Raw genomic sequence first — 25067 nt, forward strand, 5'->3', positions numbered from 1 at the left:
CATGTTTTCATTCGATCGCGCGCGTGCCCACGCGCGCCTTGCCAAGATGCCGGTGCTCTGCGCCGTGCTTCCACTTTTCCTCTACGCGCAGGCGGCTTCGGCCCAAAACCTGACGCTTTCCGATGCGCTGGCCCGGGTGGCGAGCGGCGATCCCGTCGTCGCGGCCACTGCGGCCCAACTCCAGGCGGCGAACGCCGCTATTGCCCAGGCCGATGTCCGTCCCCGCGACGTGATCGGCGTCGACGTCGAGGATTTCGCCGGCACAGGCCCCTATTCGCCGATCGACCGTTCGCAGACCACGGCCTGGTACGAGCGCACCTGGGAACGCGGCGGCAAGCGCGAAGCCCGCATCGGCGCCGCCCGCTCGTCGGTAGGCGTGACGTCGGCGCGTACGCGGCTACGGATGCTCGACCTTCTCGCCCAGGTGCAGGCGGCATGGGTCGAGGCGCTTTCCGCCGAGGCGGCGGTGGCGGTCGCCGGACAGCGGCTCGCCGAGGCCGAGCGGGTTGAAACCGAAGTCCGTCGCCGGGTCGCCGCTGCGCTCGATCCGCTGTTCGCGGCCGAGCGCGCGAAAACGTCGGTGGCGCAGGCGCGGATCGCGCTCGACCAGGCCCAGGCGGCCGCCCGCATCGCCCGCGCCTATCTCGCCGCCTGGTGGGGCGGCACGGCGGACTATCGGCTCGACACCGCGCCGTTCACCAATCTCGCCGCCGCTCCCGCCGCCGAGGGCGATCTTCCCGATCTCGCCTTGCTCGACGCCGAGCGCGCCGCAGCTGATGCGCGCGTTCGCCTTGCCGAGACCGGCAATGCGGGGGATCCGACCGCGCGGGTCGGCGTGCGGCATTTCGGCCAGGGCAACGACGTCGCGCTGGTGGTCGGCGGCTCTATCCCGCTCGGCAACCGTTCCGCCAATCGCGGCAATGTCGAGCGCGCACGTGCCGATGCCCAAGCGGCCGAAGCCGAGATCGCGGTGGCACGGGTCGAACGGCGACGCGAGATCGACCGGCTCACGGCCGAACGCGCCGCGCTCGCGACCGAAATCGTTCGGCTCGACCGCGAAGTGCTGCCGGGCGCCGAACGTGCGGTGGTCATGGTGCGCGACGGCTTCCGGCGCGGCGGCACCGCCTTCACCTTTCTCGAGGTGAGCCAGGCGAGCCAGGCGGTGATCGAGCTGCGCTCGCGCCGCATCGACCTGCTGCGCCGCTTCCATCTCATCGGCGCCCGGCTCGACCGGCTAACCGGCCGCCATCTTCCCCTCATCGCCAGCGCGGAGAACCGCTGATGAAGACCTCCTTCCTTGTACGCGGCGGCATCCTCGCCGCTTGCGCCTTGCTGGCCGCCTGCAGCGGCAGCCCCGCCGCCAACGAAACCGGGGAAGAACCCGCCGCCAAGGCCGCCGACTATGAGCGCGGCCCGCATCGCGGACGAATGCTGCGCGATGGCGATTTCGCGGTCGAGATGACCATCTTCGAGGATGGCGTCGAACCCGAGTTCCACGTCTACGCCTATCGCGGCGGCAAGCCCGTGACGCCGGGCGAAGTGCAACTCGGCGTCGAACTCACGCGGCTCGGCGGCCGGATCGACCGCTTCGCCTTCACGCCGCGCGAGGACTATCTGCTGGGAGGCGGCGTCGTGCATGAGCCGCATTCGTTCGACGTCAAGGTGCGCGCGGTCGAGGGCGGGCGCACACATAGCTGGTCCTATGCCTCCTACGAGGGCCGCACGACGATTTCCGCCGAGGCGGCGCGCGCCGGCGGTGTGAAGTCCGAACGGGCAGGACCCGTCGCCATCGCCGAGCTCATCGACATGGCCGGACGGATCGAGATCACGCCCGAAGGCAAGGCCGATGTCCGGGCGCGGCTGCCGGGGCAGATCGTCTGGATGAGCGGGCAGCTCGGCCAGCAGGTCCGCAAGGGTCAGGCCCTGCTCCGCGTCGAATCCAGCCACTCGCTCCAGACCTACGCGGTGCCGGCGCCGATCAGCGGCACGATCATCGAAAAGAACGCCAATGTCGGCGACGTAACCGGCGATCGCGCGCTGTTCGTGATCGCCGACCCGGCGAAGCTCCACGCCGAGTTCTTCGTGTATCCGCGCGATGCCGAGCGCGTCCGTGTCGGGCAGACGGTGCGCGTGCGCAGTCTTTCCGGAGAGGCGCGGATCGAGGCCGCGGTCGAGGCGGTCCTGCCGACCGCCGATCTCGCCAGCCAGACGCTGATGGCCCATGTCCACCTACCGGAATCGGCGGCGCGCATGTTCCGTCCCGGCATGGGCGTCGAGGGACAGTTCGCAGTCGCGTCGGCGAATGTCCCGCTCGCGGTCAGGACCAAGGCGATCCAGCGCTTCCGCGACTTCGAGGTGGTCTATGCCAAAGTCGGCAACACCTATGAGGTGCGGATGCTCGAGATCGGGCGGCGCACGCCCGAGTGGACCGAGATCCTCGGCGGGCTCGAACCCGGCACCGAATATGTGACCGACGGCGCCTTCCTGATCCGCGCGGATGTCGAGAAGTCGGGGGCGAGCCATGACCATTGAGGCTCCCGCCCGTCCGCCGCTGTTCGAACGCCCACCGATTCTGGAAAGGCTCGTCGCCGGCGCGATCCGGTTCCGCTGGGCGGTACTGGCCGCCGTCGCGCTGCTCTGCGCCATCGGCATCTGGGCGTTCCAGCGCCTGCCCATCGACGCGACTCCGGACATCACCAACGTCCAGGTCCAGATCAACAGCGAAGCGGCGGGCTTCTCGCCGCTCGAGGCCGAGCAGCGCGTGACCTTCCCGGTCGAGACCGCAATTGCGGGTCTGCCGGGGCTGCAATATACCCGCTCGGTCTCGCGTTACGGGCTCTCCCAGGTGACTGCGGTCTTCGCCGATGGCACCGACATCTATTTCGCGCGGCAACTCGTCAACGAACGGCTGCAGAACGCGCGCGACCAGTTGCCCGAAGGGGTGGTGCCCGAGATGGGGCCGATCGCGACGGGCCTGGGCGAGATTTTCATGTACACGCTGGAGGCGCAGCCGGGTGCGCGCAAACCCGACGGCAGCGCCTACAGTCCCGAGGATCTACGCACGCTCCAGGACTGGGTGATCCGCCCGCAGCTCAGGAACACGCCCGGCGTCACCGAGGTCAACAGCATTGGAGGCTACGAGCGGCAATATCATGTGACGCCGCTGCCCGAGCGGCTCTCCGCCTACGGCCTCACCCTGAACGATGTCGTGCAGGCGCTTGGACGCAACAACGCCAATGTCGGTGCTGGTTATGTCGAGCGCTATGGCGAGCAGTATCTCATCCGCGTGCCCGGCCAGGCGTCGGGTATCGACGATCTGAAGTCGATCATCGTCACCAATCGCGGCGGCGTGCCGATCCGCATCGCTGATGTCGCCGACGTGGGCCTGGGAGAGGAGCTGCGCACGGGCGCCGCCACCGAGAACGGCCGCGAGGTTGTGCTCGGCACCGTGTTCATGCTCGCGGGCGAGAACAGCCGGATCGTTGCCCGCGCAGCAGCCGAACGGCTTGCCGAGGCGGCCAAAGCGCTGCCGGCCGGCGTCAAAGCCGAGGCGATCTACGACCGCACCGAGCTCGTCGAGCGCGCGATCGGCACGGTCGAGAAGAACCTCGCCGAGGGCGCGCTGCTCGTCATCGTCGTACTGTTCCTGCTGCTCGGCAATATCCGCGCGGCGCTGATCACCGCCGCGGTCATCCCGATCACGATGCTGATGACGATCACCGGGATGCTCCAGGCGGGCGTGTCGGGGAACCTGATGAGCCTCGGTGCGCTGGACTTCGGCCTGATCGTCGATGGCGCGGTCATCATCGTCGAGAATTGCCTGCGCCGATTCGGCGAGGCGCAGCATGGGCATGGCCGGCTGCTGACGCGCACGGAGCGGTTCGATCTCGCGGCATCCGCCACATCCGAGGTGATCCGCCCGTCTTTGTTCGGCGTGCTGATCATCGCGCTCGTCTATGTGCCGATCTTCGCGCTGACCGGCGTCGAGGGAAAGATGTTCCATCCCATGGCAATCACCGTGGTCATGGCGCTCAGCGCCGCCTTGATCCTGTCGCTGTCCTTCGTGCCGGCGGCGGTCGCGCTGTTCGTCACGGGCAGGGTCGAGGAGAAGGAAAGCCGGCTCATGGTTCTCGCGCGCAAGGCCTATGCCCCCGCGCTCGACATGGCGCTCCGGCTGCGCGTCGCGGTCGTGGTCGGCGCGGTGGCGCTGGTCGCGCTCGCCGGCCTCGCCGCCAGCCGCATGGGATCGGAGTTCGTGCCCAATCTCGATGAAGGCGACATCGCGCTCCATGCGCTGCGTATTCCCGGCACCAGCCTCAGCCAGGCAATCGAGATGCAGAGAGCGCTGGAGGCGCGGCTCAAGCGCTTCCCCGAGGTCGAGCGGATCGTCGCCAAGATCGGCACCGCCGAGGTCGCGACCGACCCGATGCCGCCTTCGGTCGCCGATACCTTCGTGATGCTAAAGCCTCGCGACGAATGGCCCGACCCGCGCAAGCCCCGGACCCAGCTCGTCACCGAGATGCACGCGGCGGCCCGGACCATCCCCGGCAACAACTACGAGTTCACCCAGCCCATCCAGATGCGGTTCAACGAGCTCCTGTCGGGGGTGCGCGCCGATGTCGCGGTCAAGGTGTTCGGCGACGATCTCGACCAGCTGCACGAAATCGGCCAGGCGATCGAGAAGGTCGTGGCGGGCATCGATGGCGCGCAGGACGTGAGCGTCGAGCAGGTCACAGGCCTTCCAGTGCTGCAGATCACGCCCGACCGAGCCGCGCTCGCCCGGCTCGGTCTCAATGTCGGCGACGTGCAGGACGTGGTCGCGGTGTCGATCGGCGGCGCGCCCGCCGGACAGATTTTCGAGGGCGACCGCCGCTTCGCGATTATCGTCCGCCTGCCCGAAGATCTTCGCACGCGGGTCGACGAGATCGGCCGGCTGCGCATCCCGCTGGGAGCCGGCGGCGGCGAACCACGCGGCTTCGTGCCGCTCGAGGACGTCGCCAAGGTCGAGGTGGTCATCGGCCCCAACCAGGTCAGCCGCGAAGACGGCAAGCGCCGCGTCGTCGTCACCGCCAATGTCCGCGGCCGCGACCTCGGTTCGTTCGTCGAGGAGCTCCGCAGCAAGGTCGGGGCGCAGGTCGAGATGCCCGCCGGCTACTGGGTGAGCTACGGCGGCACCTTCGAACAGCTGATCTCCGCTGCCAAGCGGCTGCAGCTGGTGGTGCCGGCGGCGATGCTGTTGATCTTCGGCCTGCTCTATGCGCTGTTCCGCTCGGGTCGGGACGCCGCGATCGTCTTCTCCGGGGTGCCGCTGGCACTCACCGGCGGCGTTGCGGCGCTGTTGATCCGGGGGCTGCCGCTCTCCATCTCGGCAGGCATCGGGTTCATCGCGCTCTCGGGCGTGGCGGTGCTGAACGGAGTGGTGATGCTGAGCTTCATCCGGTCGCTGCTGGCCGAAGGCCGCAGCCTTGAGGACGCGATCCGCGAGGGCGCGCTGACGCGCCTGCGGCCGGTGCTGATGACCGCGCTGGTTGCGAGCCTCGGCTTCGTGCCGATGGCGTTCAACGTCGGCGCGGGGGCCGAGGTGCAACGGCCGCTGGCGACGGTGGTCATCGGCGGTGTCATCTCGTCGACGCTGCTCACCCTGTTGGTGCTGCCCGCGCTCTATCGGCTCGTCCGCCGCAAGGAAGGCGAAGCGGATCGGCCTTTGGTGACGGAGGCGACAGCATGAGCCTCAGATCCTGGGTCGCCTGGCCGGGCGCGCCGTTCGGCATTGCCTCGGCGGCATTGTTCGGGGCGAGCACGCCGCTCGCCAAGGCGCTCCTGGGCGAAGGCGTGAACCCCTGGCTGCTGGCGAGCCTGCTCTATCTGGGATCGGGGTTAGGGCTGGCGTTCGTCTGGGTGCTGCGAAGACGGGTGAGCAACGAAGCGCCGCTCGTTCGTGGCGACTGGGGCTGGATGGCACTCGTGGTGCTTGCCGGGGGCGTTGCCGGCCCGCTGCTGCTGATGCTTGGCCTGACGACCACGCCAGCCTCCTCGGCCGCACTACTTCTCAACCTCGAGGGCCTCGCGACGATGGGCATTGCCTGGGCGGTGTTCCGCGAGAATGTTGATCGCCGACTGCTGCTCGGGGCGTTAGCGATCCTGGCGGGCGCGGCGCTGCTGGCCTGGCAGGGCACCGGCAGCGGATTCGGACTGGGCGCGGTCGCCATCGCCGGCGCCTGCCTCGCCTGGGGGATCGACAACAACCTCACACGCGGCAAGGGTACGAAACTCACGCTCACCGCTGGGCGCATGACGCTCAACCTGGGATCGCGCCGGCTGGTCGCGGCTGACGACTATCGCAACACGACCAATGGCTACACCGGCCTGCGCGCCGACATCGCCGCGCCGCAGGGCTGGAAGACGACGCTGATCTACACTCTGCCGCAAGTCCGTCTGCCCGACGACACCCAAGGCATTCGCGATGCCAAAGTGCGACTCGACAGGGAAAGCTTCGATCTCGTGCTGTGGGGCGGGCAGGTCAGCAAGGCCAAGGCGATCGGGGCAGCAATGGCGGAGCTAAGCTATTTCCATCTCGGCGAGCGCGATGCACCCGGGCGGCCCACACGGGACCGCTCGCTCGACACGTTCGGTGGGCGGATCATTGCCGAGCCGCGGGCCAGCAAGTTCGACTACGAGATCGAGGCCTTCTACCAGACCGGCCATGTCAGCGCGTCACCGGCGCCCACTGCGGCGCGGCAAAGCGTCGGCGCGAGCTTCATCCATGCCGACGTCGGCTACAGCTTCGCCGGCCCTTGGAAGCCGCGCCTATCGGTCGAGTTCGACCGGGCCAGCGGCGACAAACCCGGCGGCAGGTTCGGCCGCTTCGACACACTGTTCGGCATGCGCCGCGCCGATCTCGCGCCGGCCGGGCTCTACAATGCCATCGCCCGGACCAATATCATGACGCCCGGCATTCGCATCGAAGCGACACCGAGCAAGCGGCTCGACTGGTTCGCCTTATCGGCCGATGTGGCTGGCAGCGGATCAGGACAGCTTCTCCTCCACCAGCGTGCGCGACGCCTCGGGGCGCTCCGGTGATTTTGCCGGTCACCAGATCGAGGCACGCATTCGCTACTGGCTCGTGCCCACGCGGCTGCGCTTCGAACTCGACGGCCTGCTGCTCGCCAAGGGGCGCTTCCTCCGCGACGCACCCAATGCGCCGCCGGGAGAATGGACGCGCTATGGTTCGTTCAACTTGACGGCGAGCTTCTGACGGGCGGTCGGCTTGCGATCGCGTGTATTGGACGCCCACCCAACCTGACGAAGGTCATTTTGAGAGCAGGCAAATAGGGTTCTGTCAGCTCATCTTGGAAACGGACTTCCTGGAAAGTTCGCGCAGCGATGCTCACGGTAGCCGACGGCGGTCCCGCAACCTGTAGTAACGATGTACTGCCCAAAAGACTAAGCCGCGAGTGCGTCATCCGCCAAAGAGAAGTCCTCAGGACTTAATTTTCGGCCCACTTCATCAAAGGCGTAGACGGCCGAAATACGCGATCCGTCCCATGCAAAACGATAGTGAACCGTCTGGATGGTTCGCCCCAGCCTGTCGCCTCGCAAAACCGCGTAGCAGCGGTGCGACGGTCGCTCAGGGGGGCAGTAGATGATGCCATCCGCCGCTTCTGGCAAATCTCTTGCTATCTCCCAGCGTTTTTCCCGCTCCAGGTTGGGCGAAACTTCCGAGAGGTCCGCAAACTTTCCCGCCACCGGGGTCTTGAGCATCCGCATGTCCAAGCCAAGGGCGGCCTCACTCGTTCGCCGCAGGAATCCTTCGCGCCGAGCGACCGCTACAGCAAGCGCCGTCTGTTGATCGTCGGAAAGTTCCAACGCTGGCCAGGTAGACGGGAAGAAGCGGCTCCCCTCAGGGTTGAGGTATTTGAACGGAGCGAGATTCCAGTTTTGAAGCTGCGGCGACCCGCTATCACCATATAAGGCTCGTAGCCGCTCATCTGACTGTAAACGCGGATTGGTGCGCGCCTCGATCTCCGCGAGTTGATCGAGCCTGTCGTTTGCCACGAGGCCGTCGAAAACTGAAACGGGCGGGAAACGCGAGGGAATAAGCCTGTAAAGCTCACATTCGATGTCGACCAACTCCATTGCGATCAACCCCCGCGCTGAGCATCCAAATATTGCCGAACTCGATATATGTCTGCGACTCCCCCTCGCAACATGATAGCCAGGGCAGACTGACCATCAAAAAATTCGTTGGGCTTTTGCATCCACGCGTCGCCGCGTTCGTCGACCGTGAACAGGATACGCAGGGCCTTCCAGATGGCCAAGATGTGAGAGAGGCGTTCTGTCGTATCATTCGGAAGCGTTCCGCCCTCTTTCTTCCATTTGAAGAATGTCGACCTGCCCGGTGAGCCCAAGAGCCTGATCTGATCGTCAGTGGTCAACTCCCAGCGTTCCGCGATCTGGAAAAAGGCCTCTAGCTCCACCGGAATCCGGGTCGTTCCCATGCCCGCGCGAGCATCGGCTTGCGAATTGCCCATAAAAAGCTCCCCGGTCCATTTCTGGACTTGATTTTCAAATCAGTCCTAATGCATACAGTTCAAATCAGGACTCGAACGCGATTCTAGTCCATGATGACACGGCGTCAAGAGTCCTCTCAGGAGATCATGATGAACAGCAACAATGGAAATCCGCCGGGCCACCCGGATCATCCGCAGCACCCCGATGTGCCCAAAGGCCCGCCGAGCCATACACCCGGCCGTCCGGATGGTCCGCCGGTGCCGTCCAACCCGCCACCCCACCGCCCGGTTGGTTGAACAGATGACCGCAACCGAGGGCTGGTGGGACTCGTGGGACGGCCTGTACCGGGCCGAATTGGCCGCGTTTGAACGCCACGGCGCTGCGGTTTTGGTTAAGCACAAGTCAGATGGCTTCCTCCTGTTGGAAGCTATCTGGCCGGCCAAGGAGCGAGGAGATATTCGGCTACTTGTCGGGTTCTCCTCGTTACACCCCTATTGCCGCCCCGAAGTGACGGCACCCGATCTTGAACTCGAGCGCCATCAAAATCCGCACAGCAAGGCCCTTTGCCTTTTGATCCAAGGCAATGACCAGTGGGACCCGAACGAACTTGTGGCTGACATGATCGACCGCCAGTTGCAGCAGCTGTTCGATGCCATCGGCCACCGCAATGCTGGTTCTTGGGAAGAAGCGGCCAAGGCGGAGGAGCCTTATCCAGATCCGCTCTCGACCTATTTTAACGGCCAGGGTGAAACCAACTCTGCCGTGTACTTTGGACAGGGGCGCACCGCTCCAACCGGCAAATTCGGCCCAGCGACCGCCGTCAGCCAGGAACGCCCGATAGCCGGCCCTAAGAAGGACGGCGCAGCTTTCGAAGCGATCATGACGCAGACGAGACCTGCTAAAGGGGTTTGGCTCGCAGAGCCATTTGAACTGCCGCAGCGAACAGGAAAGTGGTCGCCACTGCCAGCCCGATGGGTGCGCATGAAACCGACCCTTGGACGGGACGCGGCAGCCCTCCTAGCCGAAGCGGAAGCACTGGTCGCAGCTGAGGCGAACCTGTTCCAAGGGGAAGCAAGCGGCTGGACGAAGATCGGGAAAGCCCCCTTGAGCATCACGGCGATTCTCATCGAGGAGGAGGTCGCTTATGGGCCGAATGGTCTTGGTGACGGATGGATTTTCCTGGCTAATCGTTGGGTCGGCAAGCGTCGCCATGTCAGCTTCATCCGGGGCTACGGCATTTCCGACGACATGTTCAGTCGATTGCCGGTCGCCAGCGCACTGCGCGGTAAGAAGGCCCTGCTCATAGGATGTGGTGCGATCGGAAGCTTCGCCGCTATTGAGCTGGCGCGAGCCGGTTTCAAGGAAATCAGCCTGTTCGATCCCGACCTGGTCGAGCCCGGCAATTATGTTCGCTGGCCGCTCGGTCGCGCGGTATGGGGTGTTTCCAAGTCCGAAGTGCTCGCAGCGTTCATCCAGCAAAACTACCCGTGGACGCAGGCGTCCAGCGGCCAAACCAAAGTCGGCGCGGCGCTTTCTGACTCGCAAGACCTTGGACAACTCAAAGGGAACCCGTTGCAGCAATTGCGATCGCTGATCGGCTCAGTTGACGTCGTGATCGACACGTCGGCGTCAACCGAATGCCAGCAGGCGCTGGCGTTTCATTGCAAAGATATCGGAACCCCTCTTGTGATCGGCTATGCAACCCTGGGCGCCGCAGGCGGCGTGGTCGCGAAGTTCGCGACCGATCATCCAGCATGCTTCCTATGCGTCCAATCTCAATGGCTTGACGGCACGTTACCGCAGCCCGCGGAAGACACCGGCGGCACCGTACTTCCTGTCGGATGCAATGCGCCGACATTCACGGGGGGCTCGTTCGATCTGCAGGAAGTGTCGCTACAAGTTGTTCGCGGTGTGCTTGCCGTCACCATTCCGGATGTTTTCGACGCGGGGGATTGGGACGTTGCCGTCCTCTCGCACTTCAAGGACGGGAGGCGGATCCTACCGACCTGGGAGGTCGGGCATGCCCGCGCGCACCCCGTCTGCTGTGGCCGGGAGGTTGCGTGACTCTCTGGCTCAGCGCCGCCGCAAATCGTCGAATTCTTCAACTGGGCACCGCATTCCATCCGCTGGAAACAGGCGGCGTGATGCTCGGTTGGCACGATGGCGACGATCGGATCGTGGCCCGGGTCATCGGTCCCGGACCACGCGCAATGCACGGGCGGCACGCCTTCATACCGGATCATGTTTGGCAACTGGAGCAAATAGGTCAGGCATTTTCGGCCAGCGCTGGCGATTTGGATTATCTTGGAGACTGGCACACGCATCCGGATACCCCGGCAGTGATGAGCAATGAGGACCATATGACCCTGCGCCGCATCGGCAAGCGGGTCCCCAGGGCCGCGATGCTCATCGCCTCGCTGAGTGAGAAACGCTACGAGAGCCGGGCCTGGACCTATAACAAGCCGGGCCTGCTGGCACGGGCGCGGTCCGTCGAGACTGACGTCCGGATCTTTGAACCGCCTGAAGAGTGGGGTTTGGAGAAGATCGGCGGACCTTCTGCAATTCAGGGGGCTCAGCCTGATTTCTAATGTGATTGTATCATGCCGTTTCGCCGCGACAGACCTAGCCCCGTCACCCAATCTTCGCCATTAGTCGGCCAGCCGCGCCCTGCTCGGCCGCGAGATTCCGGTTGTAAGCGAGAGGCATGCGCGGGCTCTTCCAGCGCAGGGCGTCCATGATCCCGGCGAGATCCTCCCCGACGACGAACAAGTCCTGATTGAGGCCCACTCGAGTCGAATGCGCGCTGATCCCCTTGAGCAGCCGTTCCAGATCGTCCTTGGTCAAATCCGGTAGTGCGCCGCGCTCGAAAGCTTGATTGATGATGGCGCGCCAGATCGGCCCGATCGAGCCGGGATGCAGCGCCGCCGTGCCGATATCATATTCCACACGCGCCGCCACAGCTGGCTTCGGTAGCGTCTTGCGCAAGTCCCAGGTCTCGCGACTCGAGATGCTATCGATGCGCCGCCCCGGGACCGCCTTGCGGGCCTTGTAGCGCCGTACCTGCACCCGGCGGAACAAGGGGCCGGCCTCAATGCCCGAGGCAGCACGCCAGGCCGCAATGGCGCGCACGGATCGCGGCGACAGATAAGCGGTCGCCCCCTCTCCTTCCGGATCTCCCTTGCTGCGCGCAATAGTCAGTAGCCGCGCCTCCGGGTCAAGCGCCTCCGTGATGTCCGTGACGTCGATCACCACCAGCTCGGAGGCGCGAACGCGCCGCTCGCGAACCACAAAAGAAGCTGCGCGCCGACAATGATCGCGAGCCACTTGTGAGTGCGGCTCGCGAGAAGGTGCAGCCGAAGTTTGGTGCTTCTCAGGGTCGAATCTCCATCCTTGCGTGTCTCATTTCGTGCCTGCCAGATTCTTCATCATCCCGCGTGGCCGACAGGTGCGCCCGCGACCAGCGCTTGTACGGCTCAGCCGTCATCCCCGAGAGTTAGCGCACGAACGCCACCGTGTCCCAGACAGGGGATCCGGTGCGTCTTGCCCCCCGCCGGCTCGGCCGTCAGCTTACACCATGCTTGATAATCCAGGGCTGCTGAGCGGGCGTGAGGCGTTGCGCCACCCCTCGCCAGTTCGGGGCTTGCCGTTAAGGGCCTTGGCTCACCTCCGATTCCTCCGCGCCGGGGCGATAGATGACAGCCGCTGCACATCTCTCCGTAGAGGCCGACACCGACTGACACCCGTTGCGCCGACGCAAAATCCGGCCGCGCCCTTGGCAATCAGCCCGCTGGCACGGCGGTCGAACAGGTCAGTTGCTTGTCCGGCTTACAGATAGCGCCCGATCGCACTGCCCGGGCTCGGTCACGTCCTGAACTTCGGTGACGTTCAGGACGTGGCTGCGATCTCGATCGGTGGGCGGCCCAGCTTTTCGAGGGCGATCGCGTGACGGGCTAACCAACGACGGGATCTTTGACCCACCCCAAGGTATCGTGCAGCTCTGATATGTCGGCGTCGATGATCGCGTACAGGTCTTTATCTTCCTCGCGAAAGAACATGCGCGCCTTCGCTTCGTCTTCGGCAGGGGGAAGCATCGCTCCCAGGCGCTCCGGCCATTTCGCGTCTATGAATCTCATGAGCCGCTTCCAGGCCGCGGATCGGGTCTGATGGAGGCTCAGGACGGGAACGCCGTTTACTACAATCGCAAGGATCGTCACCTGCATGGTCACATACGCCCCCTCGATTTCGTCATGTTCGTGATGATCTTGCGGAGGAGGACAACGTCTAACCTCCTGGCAGCATGTTGTCGTGTTCTCGAGAACCCTCGCTAACCGGCCCGTCCGTCTGATGGCCTGCCATTCGAGCATTTCCTGTGAAGGCCAGTCCTGCAATCTCCCGCTTCCAACGCAAGCTGGGGAAGAAGGCGGGAACATGGGCCATGTACTGGCGGTAGCTATCGCCGTAGGTCGCGAGCGCGTATCTCTCCTCATGCTTAGCCAAACGAATGTACATCACCACCAGCACCGGAAACATGGCAAGCGTCAGAAGCGTCGGCCATTGTAGCAAGAAACCGAGCATGACGAGGATGAACCCTACGTATTGAGGGTGCCGCACCCGGGCGTAGACCCCCGTCATTGCCAATTCGTGTTTGCGCTGACTCGTGTGAAGCGCCGTCCACGCGATCGAGATTAGCCAAAAGCCTACACCAATCAGCACAAAGCTGGCGATGTGGAACGGGCCGAAATGCGGATTGATGCGCCAGCCGAACATCATTTCCAGGATGTGGCCAGCATCGTGGCTCCACCAGTCGACGCCGGGGAAATGCGACTGGAGCCACCCCGACAGCAGGAAGATGGTGAGCGGGAAGCCATACATTTCGGCGAAGAGCGCGACGATGAACGCACTGAACGCGCCGAAGCTGCGCCAGTCGCGCCGCGTTGCCGGCTTGAAGAAGCTGAACGCAAAGAGGATGAAAACGGCGGCATTGACCAGCGCGAGCCCCCACAGACCATAGCCATAGTCGGCGTGCGTCATCGCGACTCTCCTTCGATGCGGCCGTTGGGATTGGCCGGCAAGCCGGCGGGTGCCTGGCCGGGCTCATGGCCATGCTGATGCCCACCTTGGCCGTGGTGCATGAACAGGTGCATGAGCGGGCAGGCGAGCAGGATGAGATAGGGCAGCACACCCAGGAAGTGCGCGGTATGCTCGGTAATGAGGAAGAAGCTGGCGACGAGCAGGAAGCCGATCAGAACGATCTTGCCGCGCTTGCGCATGCGATGGTCATGTTCGCCCATATGCCGTTCTCTTCTAGTCAACGTCCAGCCTGCATAGGCTCGAGTCCAAGGAGCAAGGTATAAGTAGAGACCGAAGTCCGAAGGGCATCGCGCAAGCATGGGTAAGGTGATCGATCGGATCGGCCACCGGTGTTCGCGCGACGCAACTGTCGGGAGCAGCAGTCGTGCTGCGGCTTTTGCGTATAGGCGTGCGGCGTCCGCGAATCAAAGCTGCGCTCACGGACATAATCGTGAGAGGCAGGCCCGCGTCCATGCACAAGAGAAAGAAACGGCACCATTCCCGCAACCAGTCCGGCGTGACCGTCCTCGAGCGCGAAGCAAGGATCGATCTGGCTAAGCGCCCGGCCGATGGTCTCGGCGTCGCCTTTCTCGGCGCATCGGGAACGGTCACAGGGTCGCGTTATCTGGTGGACGATGGTGAAACTCAGATCGTTGTCGATTCCGGCCTGTTTCAGGGACCCAGGGATCTGCGCCGCCTTAATTGGGCGCCAATTCCACCCGAAGTCGCCGATGTCGGCCAAGTCCTGCTGACCCACGCTCATCTCGATCACTCGGGCGCGCTACCGCGCATGGCGCGCCTGGGCTGGGACGGTACCGTCCTTGCCACCCGGGCGACCGCGGCCCTGTGCGAGCTCCTTCTTCCCGACAGCGGTCATCTGCAGGAAAAGGATGCGGAGTTCGCCAACCGGCACGGCTTCTCCAGGCACCAGCCGGCGCTGCCGCTCTACACCCAGGCTGACGCGCGTCTGGCATTGCAGCTCTTCCGGCCGATCGAGTTCGGAGCGTGGCATGCAGTCACGGACGGCATCAGGGTGCGCTATCATCGCGCCGGCCACATCCTCGGCGCGGCGTCGATCGAGATCGACTGGAAGGGGCGGACAATCCTCTTCTCAGGCGACATCGGCCGTTACGGCGATTCGGTGATGAAAGATCCCGAGCCGCCCGCGCGCGCCGACTATGTCCTGGTGGAATCGACCTATGGCGATCGGCGCCACGAGCAGGTCGATCCGACAAAGACGCTTGGAGATCATGTCGAACGATGCGTCGAGAGAGGAGGGACGGTGGTGATCCCGGCCTTCGCCGTGGGACGGGTCCAGTCGCTTCTCTATCATTTCTCGCGTCTGCGCGCGCAGGGACGCCTCCGCGACATCCCGATCTTCCTCGACAGCCCGATGGCGATCAACGCGAGCGGGCTGATGTGCGATTTCATGGACGAGCATCGCCTGGCCCGCGCCGAGTGCGAAGCGGCGTGCAGCGTCGCGCACTATGTGCGCGAAGTGGAGGAATCCAAGGAACTCACCGCCAACCCCGCCCCAAAGGTCATCATCTCGGCCAGCGGAATGGCAACGGGCGGCCGCGTGCTCCACCATCTCAAGCGCTTCGCGCCGGATGGGAAGAACCTCATCCTCTTCTCAGGCTTCCAGGCGGCGGGCACCCGCGGCGCCGCCATGATCGGGGGCGCCCGGACGATCAAGATCCACGGCGAGTATATCCCGGTCGAAGCCGATGTCGCCAACCTGACGATGCTTTCGGCGCATGCCGACAGCGACGAGCTCATGCGCTGGCTCGGGTCGCTGCAAGAGCCCCCGCGCCATGTCTATGTCACGCATGGCGAGCCGACCGGCGCCCAGGTCCTGGCGAAGCGTGTCTCGGAGGATCTGGGCTGGGCATGCAGCGTACCGGCGCTGGGTAGCTGGGGCATGCTCGCGTGAAGCCCGGGATCATCGAGGACGCCGAAGTAGAGCCTGTCGCGACGACGCTGCGGGCACACCGCCTCGGCCTGTCGGCTGCCGGAGGTGATCTGATCGCGGTCATGCGCCAAGACTGTCCCGTCTGCCGCTCGGAAGGTCTCGCGTCGCGCGCGCAGGTCGCGCTGCACGCCGGCGGGCGGGAAATCGTCGTCTCGCTGCTGCACAGTTCCGCGGAGGCTCCAGCGCCCGGCGAGATCGGCCTGTCCGAATCCGCATGGCGGCGGCTCGGCGTCAGCGAGGGCGATCCGGTCGAGATCGCGCACGCCCAGCCTCTCGCCTCGCTCGCCGAAGTGCGTCGGCGCATCTATGGCAATCGTCTCAGTGAAGGGGCTTTTTCAGCGATCATGACCGACATCGCCGAGCGACGCTATAGCGATGTCCATCTCTCGGCGTTCATCACGGCATGCTCAGCGGTCCCGCTCGATACGGACGAAACGATCAGCCTGACCAGGGCGATGGTCGATGTCGGCGAGCGATTGCAGTGGTCCGGAGCGGTCATCGTCGACAAGCATAGCGTCGGTGGATTGCCGGGCAATCGCACCACGCCGATCATCGTCTCGATCATGGCCGCGGAGGGCCTGATCATGCCCAAGACATCGTCGCGGGCGATCACCTCGCCGGCCGGCACGGCGGACACGATGGAGGTGCTTGCACCTGTCGACCTCGACGTTTCCGCCATCCGCAAGGTGGTCGAGCGCGAAGGCGGCTGCATCGCCTGGGGCGGCGCCGTCAATCTCAGCCCGGCCGACGATGTGATCATCGGCGTTGAACGAGTGCTCGATATCGATGCCGTAGGGCAGATGGTCGCCTCGGTGCTGTCCAAGAAAATCGCGGCCGGTGCGACCCATCTGGTCATCGATATCCCGGTCGGGCCGACCGCCAAGGTACGCGGAACCGATGCCGCCGATACGCTCGAGCGCGCGCTGAGCTCGGTCGCCCAAGCCTTCGGGCTTCGCACGCGCGTGATGCGCGGCCCCGGCGCGGAGCCGATCGGACGGGGCATCGGCCCGGCGCTCGAGGCGCAGGATATCCTTGCCGTCCTCCAGGGGCAGCCGGGCGCCGAGGATCTCGCCCACCGGGCCTGCGAGCTGGCGGGAGGACTGCTTGAGCTCGCTGACGCGGCCCCGGCCGGCGAAGGCTATGCGCGTGCGCGGGCGTGTCTCGAAAGCGGCGGGGCCTGGGCCAAGTTCCAACGTATCTGCGAAGCGCAGGGCGGCATGCGGGCTCCACCGGTCGCCCGGTTTCAGCAGGATATGATCGCTCCCTATAGCGGCCGCCTGGTGAGTATCGACAATCGCAAGCTCGCGACGGTCGCGAAGCTCGCCGGCGCGCCGGTGGCCAAGGCCGCTGGCGTCGCACTGCAGTGTCGGCTGAACCAGATGGTGGATGCCGGGGCTCCCTTGTGTAGCATTCATGCCGAGAGCCCGGGCGAGCTCGACTATGCGGCGGCCTATGCCGTGAGCGACGGGCCGATCTTCGGGATTGAAGCGCTATGAACCGTACCGTCCTGTTCGCGCTGCCTGGCAGCGAGGCCCTGGCACAGCCGCTATCCGCCGCGCTCGATGCAGAGGTCGGCACGATCGAGCATCGTCAGTTTCCTGACGGGGAAACCTATCTCAGGGTCGGAAACGACGTCAGCGACCGCGAGGTCATCCTGCTGTCCAGTCTCGATCATCCGGACGCCAAGCTGTTGCCGCTGCTGTTCGCAGCCGACACCGCGCGCGATCTTGGCGCTCGCAGGATCGGGCTCGTCGCCCCTTACCTCGCTTACATGCGCCAGGACATACGCTTCCATGCCGGCGAGGCGGTGACGTCGCGAACCTTTGCTGCGATCCTGTCTCGCCATCTCGACTGGCTGGTGACGGTCGATCCGCATCTCCATCGCTACCATGAATTGTCGGAAATCTACCGCATCCCAACCCAGGTTGTTCATGCCGCGCCGTTTTTGGCCTCGTGGATCAAGCGCAATGTCGCTCGCCCGCTGATCATCGGTCCGGACCTGGAAAGCGAACAGTGGGTCTCGCAGGTGGCGGCCGATGCCGATGCTCCGTTTCTCGTGTGCGAGAAAATCCGATCCGGCGACCGTCACGTCACCATCTCGATTCCGAATGCCCCAGCGTTTCTCGATCGCCAGCCGGTGCTGGTCGACGATATCGCCTCATCCGGTCGGACCCTCACCGAGGCGGCGCGCCAACTGGTCGGCATGGGGTTCGCGCGACCGGATTGCGTGGTCGTGCATCCGCTTTTTGCCGGCGATGCAGCGCAGGTTCTGGGTGGGCTTGTCGAAAGGATCGTCAGCACGAACGCGGTTGCACATGCGTCGAATGATATAGACGTCATGCCAGCGATCGCGGAGGCCGTTCGCCACCGGATTGAATGGCGTGCTGCGCGTCAGTTCTAAGACGGAAATGAACGCCCGGCAAACGCTGTGCGCGTCCTCATCCATTGACCCTAAACGAGTCCGAACCAATCTCCTGAGATCTCCCTTTCGGAGAAAATCGCGGCAGGGAAGGAGGATATGTCGTGTCGCACACACGCTCGTTCATCGATCCCCTCGACGTTGCTGGGCACCTGAAGCTTGAGCCCGAAGTAAAGCGCGCCACCCTGCTATCCTGGGCGTCCGATCGCGCAGCCGTCAAGGGCCAACCCGCCCCCCTCGCCCGCCGGGCGCCAGTAACCCGCTGCCGGTCGACGATGTGATGGAAGCGTAGCGATGGCTCGATCGCGCCGAGGGCGGCGCGGGCAACTCGCATGCATCGTCCGGAGCAGAGACCCGGCAATGAGCCGCAGCGACCGCGGCATTGGTGTGAGCGGAGTAGCCGAACCCTCACAGTTTCGCTGTCCTTCGCCGTTTTGCCTCGCCAAATTTTTACTCTTGACCTGGGACCATAGTCCAACGTGCAGAGAAGTATCCCTTGAAGCGCTGCCCTCGCGGCACTGCGTATTGATCGATCTCGGGGGCTATGGGGAACAAGCGCGTCGTGCATATCGTCGATGACGAAGAGACAATACGAAAAGCACTAAGTTTCACGTTGCGGACCGCAGGGTTTGCCGTAGAAGCCTACGCTTCGGGGCCGGAGTTTCTGTTGAGCGCAGAGGACGCCGAGAAAGGCTGCGTGGTTCTCGACATGCACATGCCCGACATGGACGGCCTGCAGGTTCAGGCGGAGCTGACGCGACGCGGTATCGACATGCCCGTCGTGGTGCTGACGGGCAATGGCGATCCTACGCTCGCCGTACAGGCGATGAAGGCGGGCGCTGCCGACTTTCTCGCCAAACCGGTCGAGAAGGCCGCATTGCTCGGCGCGATCGACCGCGGCTTCAGCTGGCTTGAGAGTATAGCCCGTCGTGCCTCCGAACAGGCCGACGCTCTTTCGAAAGCCGCGAGACTGACGCAGCGCGAACGGGCCGTTCTGAGAGGAATTTCGCGAGGCTATCCAAATAGCCTTATCGCAGATGAACTCGGCGTCACGTCGCGCACGGTCGAGCTGCATCGGGCCAGTCTGATGATCAAACTCAACGCGCAAAGCCTGCCCGACCTGTTGCGGATCGCTTTCGCCGTCGACCTGCACGAATCGACCGAAAACGGGCACCCCTAAAATTCTCGGCCGTGCGATGCCGGATGCTATGCGGATCGGGCCGCGGCCAGTTCGGCGATGATCGGACAATCCGGCCGCTCGTCGCCTTGGCAGCGCTCGGCCAGGTCGATTAGCGTGTCGCGCAGCGCCGTCAACGCCTCGGCTTTGCGCTGAAACTCATCGGCGCGGGCAAGGGCAAGCCGCTTCACCTCCGCGCTGGCACGGCCGGTATCGGCCCAAAGGCTGAGCAACGTGCGGATCTCCTCGATCGGGAAGCCGAGATCGCGGGCATTGGCGATAAACCGGAGGCGATGGAGGTCGCGCTCGCCATAGTCACGATAGCCAGCACCCCGACGCGCCGGCGCCGGGATGAGGCCGATCTTTTCATAATGGCGGATCATCCGCTCAGAGACGCCGCTCTGCCGTGACGTCTCGCCGATGTTCACAGTGCTTTCCGGTTGAGGCGCAGCGCGTTGGTGACCACGCTCACCGAAGAGAGCGCCATCGCCGCCGCCGCGATAATGGGCGAGAGCAGAATACCGAACAGCGGATAGAGCGCACCCGCCGCTACGGGCACGCCCGCGACATTGTAGATGAAGGCGAAGACGAGATTCTGGCGGATGTTCGACATGGTCGCTTGGCTGAGCCGCCGCGCCCGGACGATGCCAGTCAGGTCGCCCTTGAGCAGCGTGACGCCAGCGCTCTCGATCGCGACGTCGGTGCCGGAACCCATGGCGATGCCGACGTCGGCGGCGGCCAACGCGGGGGCGTCGTTGACACCGTCGCCGGCCATGGCGACCACCCGCCCCTCGCGCTTGAACTTCGCGACCACGGCGCTCTTCTGATCGGGCAGCACCTCGGCCTCCACCTCGTCGATGCCCAGACGCCGGGCGACCGCTTCCGCCGTCGTGCGGTTGTCGCCTGTCAGCATGACCACGCGAATGCCCTCCGCCTTGAGCGTGGCGAGCGCTTCTGGTGTCGTGGCCTTCACCGGATCGGCGATCGCGAAGGCGCCGCCGACTGTGCCGTCGACCCCGATGAAGATCGCGGTGGCGCCATCCCGGCGCAGCGCGTCGGCCTGGTCGGCGAGCGCCTCGGTGGCGACGCCCTCGTCACCGAGGAACCGCGCGTTGCCGAGAACGATCCTGCAGCCATCGACAGTGCCGAGCGCGCCGCGCCCGGTCGGCGAGTCGAAGTCGGTGACGTCGCTCGTGGCGATGCCGCGATCCTTGGCGGCCTCGACGATCGCCAGCGCGAGCGGATGCTCGGACGCCCGCTCGACCGAGGCGGCAAGACGCAGCAGCTCGGCTTCGTCGAAGCCGGGCGCCGGCACGACCTGGGTGACGGCAGGCCGGCCTTCGGTCAGCGTGCCTGTCTTGTCGACGACGAGAGTGTCGACCTTCTCCATATGCTCGAGTGCTTCGGCATTTTTGATGAGGACACCGAGCCCGGCGCCGCGGCCGACCCCGACCATGATCGACATCGGCGTTGCCAGCCCCAGTGCGCAGGGACAGGCGATGATCAGCACGGCGACCGCCGCCACCAGCCCATAGGCGAAGCGCGGCTCGGGACCCCAGATGCCCCAGGCGATGAACGCGACGGCCGCGACCGCGATGACCACGGGCACAAACCAGCCCGACACCTGATCGGCCATGCGCTGGATCGGCGCGCGCGAGCGCTGCGCCTCAGCGACCATCTGGACGATGCGTGCGAGCATGGTATCGCGGCCGACCTTGTCGGCGACGATCACCAGCGCACCGGTCTGGTTGAGCGTGCCGCCGATCACTGTGTCGGCCTTTGCCTTGGTGACGGGCATGGATTCGCCGGTGACCATCGACTCGTCGAGCGAGGAGCGGCCGTCCTCGACTACGCCGTCGACCGGCACCTTCTCGCCCGGCCGCACCCGCAGGCGGTCGCCCACCGCAACCAGATCAAGGCTGATTTCCTCTTCGTTCCCATCAGAACCGATCCGGCGCGCGGTCTTTGGTGCAAGGTTGAGCAGCGCCTTGATCGCGCCCGAGGTGCGTTCCCGCGCGCGCAGTTCGAGCATCTGGCCGAGCAGCACGAGGACGGTGATCACCGCGGCCGCCTCGAAATAGACGGCAACCATGCCGTCCTCGCCGCGGAAGGCCGGCGGGAACAGCTGAGGCGCGAGCGTCGCGATGACGCTGTAGATCCAGGCGACCCCGGTCCCCATCGCGATCAGGGTGAACATGTTGAAGTTGCGGGTCTTGAGCGAGGCCCAGCCACGCTCGAAGAACGGCCAGCCCGCCCACAGCACGACGGGTGTCGCCAGCACGAACTGGATCCATACCGAGATAGACATCGGCACGAGGCGATGGATCGCGGGAAAGACATGCGCGCCCATCTCGAGGATCAGCACCGGGAGAGCCAGCACGAGGCCGACCCAGAAGCGCCGCGTGAAATCGACTAGCTCGTGGCTGGGGCCGCTGTCGGCGGTCACGGTCGCGGGTTCGAGCGCCATGCCGCAGATCGGACAGGACCCGGGATGGTCCTGGCGGATCTCGGGATGCATCGGGCAGGTCCAGATCGTGCCTTCGGGCGCCGCGACCGGCGGCGTCGGCGGGCCGAGATAGCGCTCGGGATCGGCGATGAATTTGGTCCGGCAGCCCGCGCTGCAGAAATGATAGCTTTCACCGCTATGCTCGGCGTGATGCGCCGTGGTCGCCGGGTCGACGGTCATGCCGCAGACCGGGTCCTTGACGCCGGTCGCCGCTTTAGCGGTGCCGTGGCCGCCGCAGCAACCGCCGCCATGCGCCGCTCCATGTGTCTCGTTCATCGCCTCGCTCCTTTCGACGCCTGACGATCTAGGGTCTGACACCGTGTCAGGGTCAATACGTAATCGCCTAAGCGGCCAAATCGGCGGGCCCGTTCGCTTGGCCGCCATCAGGCCGGGGAGCACGCCGTCGGCATTGGGCTGGGTATCGTCGATGCCATCGAGCCGCTGCACGGTCAGGCGGAAGGCGAGCCGCATGAGACCCGTGCTGGCGGCCATAATCGGCGATTACCAGGCGCCAATCCGGGCGCAGCATGGCAAGCATGGCGGCACGCCACCGCTTCTCCCGCGCCCACAGGCGGATCGCGCGATCATAGTCTTTCGTCGATCCAGTCCCGCGCGGCGGGGTGTACGATTGCATTGGCTTCTCCCAACGCGAGGCGTTCGAAACGATAAACTACATCGACATGGGTGGCGACAGTGTCCCCAGCCAGGCGACCAGCCCGAGAATGACGATCGCAAGACCGCCTTCGACGACGAGGCTCGCCCGCAACAGCGCCTGCGCCCGGGGCGCGTCCTCTTCCTCGATCGCCTGCGCCAGTGCCGGGGTCAGGCGGTAACGGTTGAGCGCGGCCAGGCCCAGCATGCCGGCGAAGAGCAGCAGCTTGGCGATGAGCAGCAGGCCGTAGGTCGACTGCCCGAGAGACGCGATGTTGCCCGGGCCGACCAGGAACCAGCCGTTCACCGTCCCGGTCAGGATCAGCAGGGCGACGATGATCGTGCCGACGAGGGAGAAGCCCCGCAGCGCTTCCTCGGCGAGCATGACCCGGTCCATGTCTTCAGTGGCGAGATCATCGGTTGCGAGCCTGGTAAGAACCAGCGCAAGGAATGCGGCAAGCGCGCCGACCCAGGCGCCCGCGGCGAGCAGATGGATGAGATCGGCCCCCAGTTGCAGCCAGCCCGCCTCGCCTTCGCCGGCCGCGCCATGCCCGCTCCAGGCGAGGGTCGCGAGCGCGACCGCGCCTGCCAGAGTGGACGCGATAAAGACAGGACGGGATTGCCGGCGATAGAAGGGGATGCAGAGCAGAAGAACAAGAAGCGCGACAAGACGCGCCTTCAGCGCCGTTCCCATGGACGTGCCGTTGATGAGGTCTGCGACCATGGATAGATCAGGCTGGGTGAGCGGCAGGCCGGTCATGGCCGCAGCCTGCAACGCGAACCCCAGCGCCGACAGCAAGAGGGCGAGACAGGCGAGACAGGCCACCATTGCCGCCATCGGCATATGCCGCTGAACGATCCGGCCGCCGCCAGGCGCATAGAGCGCGAACAGCGGCAGGCCGAACAGCAGGCCGAGATCGACGTAGAGTGCCCAGCGGACGGCGACGAGTGCCACGTCGTTCATGGCTTCACTTGACGGTAAAGGCGAGATTTCCCTGGATGCGGTGCGTGTCGGTCGAGACGACGTGCCAGGCGACCTGATAGCTGCCTGCCATGAGCGGCTTGTCGAGCGCCAGCACGAGCGTCTTGCCGCCTTCGACGGCCGTCTTGAAGCCGGTAACCGCCATGCGGTGGTTGGGCATGCCGGGCATGCCGGTCATCACGATCTCGGCGCCCGACAGCTTCGGCATCAGACCTTCACTGAAGGTGAGCGTGATACGCGAAGGCGCCGAGACGCTGGCGTTCGCGGCGGGCGTCGAGGACACAAGCTTGGGATGCGCGTAGGCCGGAGCAGAAACACTCAGGCCGACGGCGGCGATAACTGCGAGAGGCGAAAAGAAACGCATTGGAACATTCTCCTGTAGATCCCATGAGACAATACGCAGCCCGAGCCCCCACCCCTCGCAATTATTCTTTTCAATCTACAGCAAGGGTTCCTGGACCATCGTGCGTATTGAAGGATGAAGACGGAGAAGCACCATGGATGAACTTGACCACCTGCTCTCGCGGTTGCGCGATGCGCCTCTCGATCCCAGGCTCGGCGGCCTGGAAAGCCGGGTCATGGCGGAAATAGCGCGCATCCGGGCCATACCAAGCCTTGGCGCTATGACGTTCGGCATCGCGGCCGCAACCGCGCTGTTCATCGGAATTGCCGGCTCGGCAGTTCCGACACGGTCTGCTGATGCCAAACCGCTATCGCCCTTCGATGCTCGGCTCGCGCTTGCGCCCTCGACGCTGCTGAGCTCGCAGTGATGCGCGACCGCCGCCGGCTCCTGCTCCTCGTCCTGGTGACCTTCGCCGCGGCGATCGCTGGCGTTGTCATTGGCCGCGTCTATGTGGTTCCAGTGCGCCCGGTCGAAAATGAGCTGCACGAGCTGCTCCATCGCGATCTGAAGCTGAATTCAGCGCAACACAGCCGACTCGAGACAATCGAGAAGAACTACGCGATCCGGCGTCAAGCGCTGGAGGCCGAATTGCGCGCCGACAATGCGCGTCTCGCGGAAGCGATCGAAGCGGAGCATGGCTATGGCCCGCAAGTCGCAACTGCGGTGGATCGCTCGCACCAGGCCATGGGCGCGCTGCAGAAAGAAACACTTGAGCATATCTTCGCGATGCGGGCCGTGCTGCGCCCGGATCAGACGGACAAATTCGACGACGCCGTGGTGAAAGCGCTGACGGCCAAATCCGAATGACCGCGTGCCTCCCCGACTGCTCGGACGGGGAGCTCGCGGCTCTGGCGCTTGGAGGCCGGCAAGCGGCCTATGGCGAGCTGGTCCGCCGGCATCAAGGTTGGGTTCACCGGCTCGTGCGCAGCCATGTCGGATCTATGGATGAGGCATTGGATGTCACCCAGGCGAGCTTCGTCGCGGCCTTTGCCGCACTCAACCGCTATGACGTAACCCGACCCTTCCAGGTCTGGATGTCCCGGATTGTCATCAACAAATGCCATGACTGGCGGCGTCGGCGAGCGGTTCGAAATTTCTTTGCCCTAGCCCTACCGCTCGGCGAGGCGGACGGCGTCGCCGACGACGCACCGCTGCCCGATCAGGCGATCGGGGCCGAACAGCAGCTCGCGCAAGCAATGAAAGCGATTGCTGCCCTGCCGTCTTCCCTCAAGGACACGCTTATTTTGCGTACGATCGACGAGAAATCGGAAGCTGAAACCGCCGAAATTCTCGGGATCAGCCAGAAGGCGGTCGAAACGCGCCTCTATCGAGCTAGGGCACGCCTTTCGGAAATATTAAAGAAAGTTTGAGGGGGA

The 25067-nt window shown here is 65.0% G+C and carries 23 protein-coding genes and 1 pseudogene; 14 read left to right on the forward strand and 10 right to left on the reverse strand.

All coding sequences use genetic code 11. The features are described from left to right. Position 1 precedes the first annotated feature (1 nt). Genes L858_RS0116590 through L858_RS22330 form a run of 5 tightly spaced genes read left to right on the forward strand, consistent with a single transcriptional unit; the run spans position 2 to position 7255 of the window. A complete protein-coding gene (locus L858_RS0116590) occupies positions 2–1282 on the forward strand; it encodes a TolC family protein (RefSeq protein ID WP_021245250.1) in 1281 nt (426 codons plus the stop codon). After that, positions 1282–2532 carry an efflux RND transporter periplasmic adaptor subunit gene (locus tag L858_RS0116595; RefSeq protein WP_021245249.1) on the forward strand — a complete coding sequence of 417 codons (1251 nt, stop codon included), beginning with the start codon at positions 1282–1284 and terminating at the stop codon, positions 2530–2532. The genes L858_RS0116590 and L858_RS0116595 overlap by 1 nt, the downstream gene beginning before the upstream one ends. Next, entirely contained in the window at positions 2522–5728 is a 3207-nt protein-coding gene (locus tag L858_RS0116600; RefSeq protein ID WP_022684251.1) for an efflux RND transporter permease subunit, read from the forward strand. Before L858_RS0116595 ends, L858_RS0116600 begins: the two co-directional genes overlap by 11 nt. After that, complete coding sequence (locus tag L858_RS21360; protein ID WP_081643379.1) at positions 5725–7080, forward strand: alginate export family protein; 1356 nt, start codon at positions 5725–5727, stop codon at positions 7078–7080. The genes L858_RS0116600 and L858_RS21360 overlap by 4 nt, the downstream gene beginning before the upstream one ends. Further along, entirely contained in the window at positions 7052–7255 is a 204-nt protein-coding gene (locus L858_RS22330; RefSeq protein WP_238564986.1) for an alginate export family protein, read from the forward strand. The genes L858_RS21360 and L858_RS22330 overlap by 29 nt, the downstream gene beginning before the upstream one ends. Before the next feature lie 188 nt (positions 7256–7443). Here L858_RS22330 and L858_RS0116610 read toward each other — a convergent pair whose 3' ends face one another. Continuing rightward, the gene (locus L858_RS0116610) at positions 7444–8136 is read right to left on the reverse strand and encodes an RES family NAD+ phosphorylase (RefSeq protein ID WP_021245246.1); all 693 of its coding nucleotides are present in this window, start codon (positions 8134–8136) and stop codon (positions 7444–7446) included. A gap of 5 nt (positions 8137–8141) precedes the next feature. Next, on the reverse strand, positions 8142–8531 hold the full coding sequence (locus tag L858_RS0116615) for an MbcA/ParS/Xre antitoxin family protein (RefSeq protein WP_020818070.1): 390 nt from the start codon (positions 8529–8531) through the stop codon (positions 8142–8144). Between the two features lie 280 nt (positions 8532–8811). Between L858_RS0116615 and L858_RS0116620 the strand changes: the two genes are divergently transcribed. Both L858_RS0116620 and L858_RS21370 read left to right on the forward strand, forming a co-directional pair. Further along, the gene (locus L858_RS0116620) at positions 8812–10575 is read left to right on the forward strand and encodes a ThiF family adenylyltransferase (RefSeq protein ID WP_193742884.1); all 1764 of its coding nucleotides are present in this window, start codon (positions 8812–8814) and stop codon (positions 10573–10575) included. Beyond that, positions 10572–11099, forward strand: coding sequence for a M67 family metallopeptidase (locus L858_RS21370; RefSeq protein WP_021245243.1), 528 nt, complete (start codon positions 10572–10574; stop codon positions 11097–11099). Before L858_RS0116620 ends, L858_RS21370 begins: the two co-directional genes overlap by 4 nt. 43 nt (positions 11100–11142) lie before the next feature. Here the strand turns inward: L858_RS21370 and L858_RS20440 are convergent. The 4 genes and pseudogenes from L858_RS20440 to L858_RS0116645 all read right to left on the reverse strand — a co-directional run. Then, a pseudogene (locus tag L858_RS20440) lies at positions 11143–11781 on the reverse strand (site-specific integrase); the annotation flags it as partial. Between the two features lie 680 nt (positions 11782–12461). After that, positions 12462–12737, reverse strand: coding sequence for a hypothetical protein (locus L858_RS0116635; RefSeq protein WP_152639866.1), 276 nt, complete (start codon positions 12735–12737; stop codon positions 12462–12464). Positions 12738–12792: 55 nt separating this feature from the next. Next, positions 12793–13542 carry a methyltransferase family protein gene (locus L858_RS20445; RefSeq protein ID WP_021245240.1) on the reverse strand — a complete coding sequence of 250 codons (750 nt, stop codon included), beginning with the start codon at positions 13540–13542 and terminating at the stop codon, positions 12793–12795. Continuing rightward, complete coding sequence (locus tag L858_RS0116645; protein ID WP_013039078.1) at positions 13539–13802, reverse strand: DUF2933 domain-containing protein; 264 nt, start codon at positions 13800–13802, stop codon at positions 13539–13541. The genes L858_RS20445 and L858_RS0116645 overlap by 4 nt, the downstream gene beginning before the upstream one ends. Before the next feature lie 251 nt (positions 13803–14053). Here L858_RS0116645 and L858_RS0116650 point away from each other — a divergent pair, with 251 nt between their 5' ends. The 4 genes from L858_RS0116650 (at position 14054) to L858_RS0116665 (ending at position 19152) form a co-directional block, all read left to right on the forward strand. Continuing rightward, on the forward strand, positions 14054–15514 hold the full coding sequence (locus tag L858_RS0116650) for an MBL fold metallo-hydrolase RNA specificity domain-containing protein (RefSeq protein WP_193742885.1): 1461 nt from the start codon (positions 14054–14056) through the stop codon (positions 15512–15514). Next, positions 15511–17049: a thymidine phosphorylase family protein gene (locus tag L858_RS0116655; RefSeq protein ID WP_004212749.1), complete on the forward strand. Its 1539-nt coding sequence runs from the start codon at positions 15511–15513 to the stop codon at positions 17047–17049. The genes L858_RS0116650 and L858_RS0116655 overlap by 4 nt, the downstream gene beginning before the upstream one ends. Then, the gene (locus L858_RS0116660; RefSeq protein WP_022684256.1) at positions 17046–17954 is read left to right on the forward strand and encodes a ribose-phosphate pyrophosphokinase; all 909 of its coding nucleotides are present in this window, start codon (positions 17046–17048) and stop codon (positions 17952–17954) included. Before L858_RS0116655 ends, L858_RS0116660 begins: the two co-directional genes overlap by 4 nt. A gap of 562 nt (positions 17955–18516) precedes the next feature. After that, positions 18517–19152 carry a response regulator transcription factor gene (locus tag L858_RS0116665; RefSeq protein WP_007683376.1) on the forward strand — a complete coding sequence of 212 codons (636 nt, stop codon included), beginning with the start codon at positions 18517–18519 and terminating at the stop codon, positions 19150–19152. Positions 19153–19178: 26 nt separating this feature from the next. On the opposite strand, the gene cueR is transcribed toward L858_RS0116665, so the two are convergent. The 4 genes from cueR to copC form a co-directional block, all read right to left on the reverse strand. After that, complete coding sequence (gene cueR, locus L858_RS0116670) at positions 19179–19577, reverse strand: Cu(I)-responsive transcriptional regulator (RefSeq protein WP_022684257.1); 399 nt, start codon at positions 19575–19577, stop codon at positions 19179–19181. Next, on the reverse strand, positions 19574–21931 hold the full coding sequence (locus tag L858_RS0116675; RefSeq protein ID WP_028056237.1) for a heavy metal translocating P-type ATPase: 2358 nt from the start codon (positions 21929–21931) through the stop codon (positions 19574–19576). The genes cueR and L858_RS0116675 overlap by 4 nt, the downstream gene beginning before the upstream one ends. 394 nt (positions 21932–22325) lie before the next feature. Continuing rightward, positions 22326–23270 carry a copper homeostasis membrane protein CopD gene (copD, locus tag L858_RS0116680; RefSeq protein WP_022684259.1) on the reverse strand — a complete coding sequence of 315 codons (945 nt, stop codon included), beginning with the start codon at positions 23268–23270 and terminating at the stop codon, positions 22326–22328. 4 nt (positions 23271–23274) lie between these two features. Next, the gene (copC, locus tag L858_RS0116685; RefSeq protein ID WP_022684260.1) at positions 23275–23652 is read right to left on the reverse strand and encodes a copper homeostasis periplasmic binding protein CopC; all 378 of its coding nucleotides are present in this window, start codon (positions 23650–23652) and stop codon (positions 23275–23277) included. A 133-nt stretch (positions 23653–23785) separates the two neighbouring features. On the opposite strand from copC, the gene L858_RS0116690 reads away from it, so the two are divergent. Genes L858_RS0116690 through L858_RS0116700 form a run of 3 tightly spaced genes read left to right on the forward strand, consistent with a single transcriptional unit; the run spans position 23786 to position 25061 of the window. Further along, on the forward strand, positions 23786–24058 hold the full coding sequence (locus L858_RS0116690) for a hypothetical protein (protein WP_004212738.1): 273 nt from the start codon (positions 23786–23788) through the stop codon (positions 24056–24058). Further along, on the forward strand, positions 24058–24498 hold the full coding sequence (locus L858_RS0116695; protein WP_007683368.1) for a periplasmic heavy metal sensor: 441 nt from the start codon (positions 24058–24060) through the stop codon (positions 24496–24498). The genes L858_RS0116690 and L858_RS0116695 overlap by 1 nt, the downstream gene beginning before the upstream one ends. Further along, a complete protein-coding gene (locus tag L858_RS0116700) occupies positions 24495–25061 on the forward strand; it encodes an RNA polymerase sigma factor (RefSeq protein WP_007683367.1) in 567 nt (188 codons plus the stop codon). Before L858_RS0116695 ends, L858_RS0116700 begins: the two co-directional genes overlap by 4 nt. Positions 25062–25067 lie beyond the last annotated feature (6 nt).

It is taken from the genome of Sphingobium bisphenolivorans (assembly GCF_000412635.1).
GTDB lineage: Bacteria > Pseudomonadota > Alphaproteobacteria > Sphingomonadales > Sphingomonadaceae > Sphingobium > Sphingobium bisphenolivorans.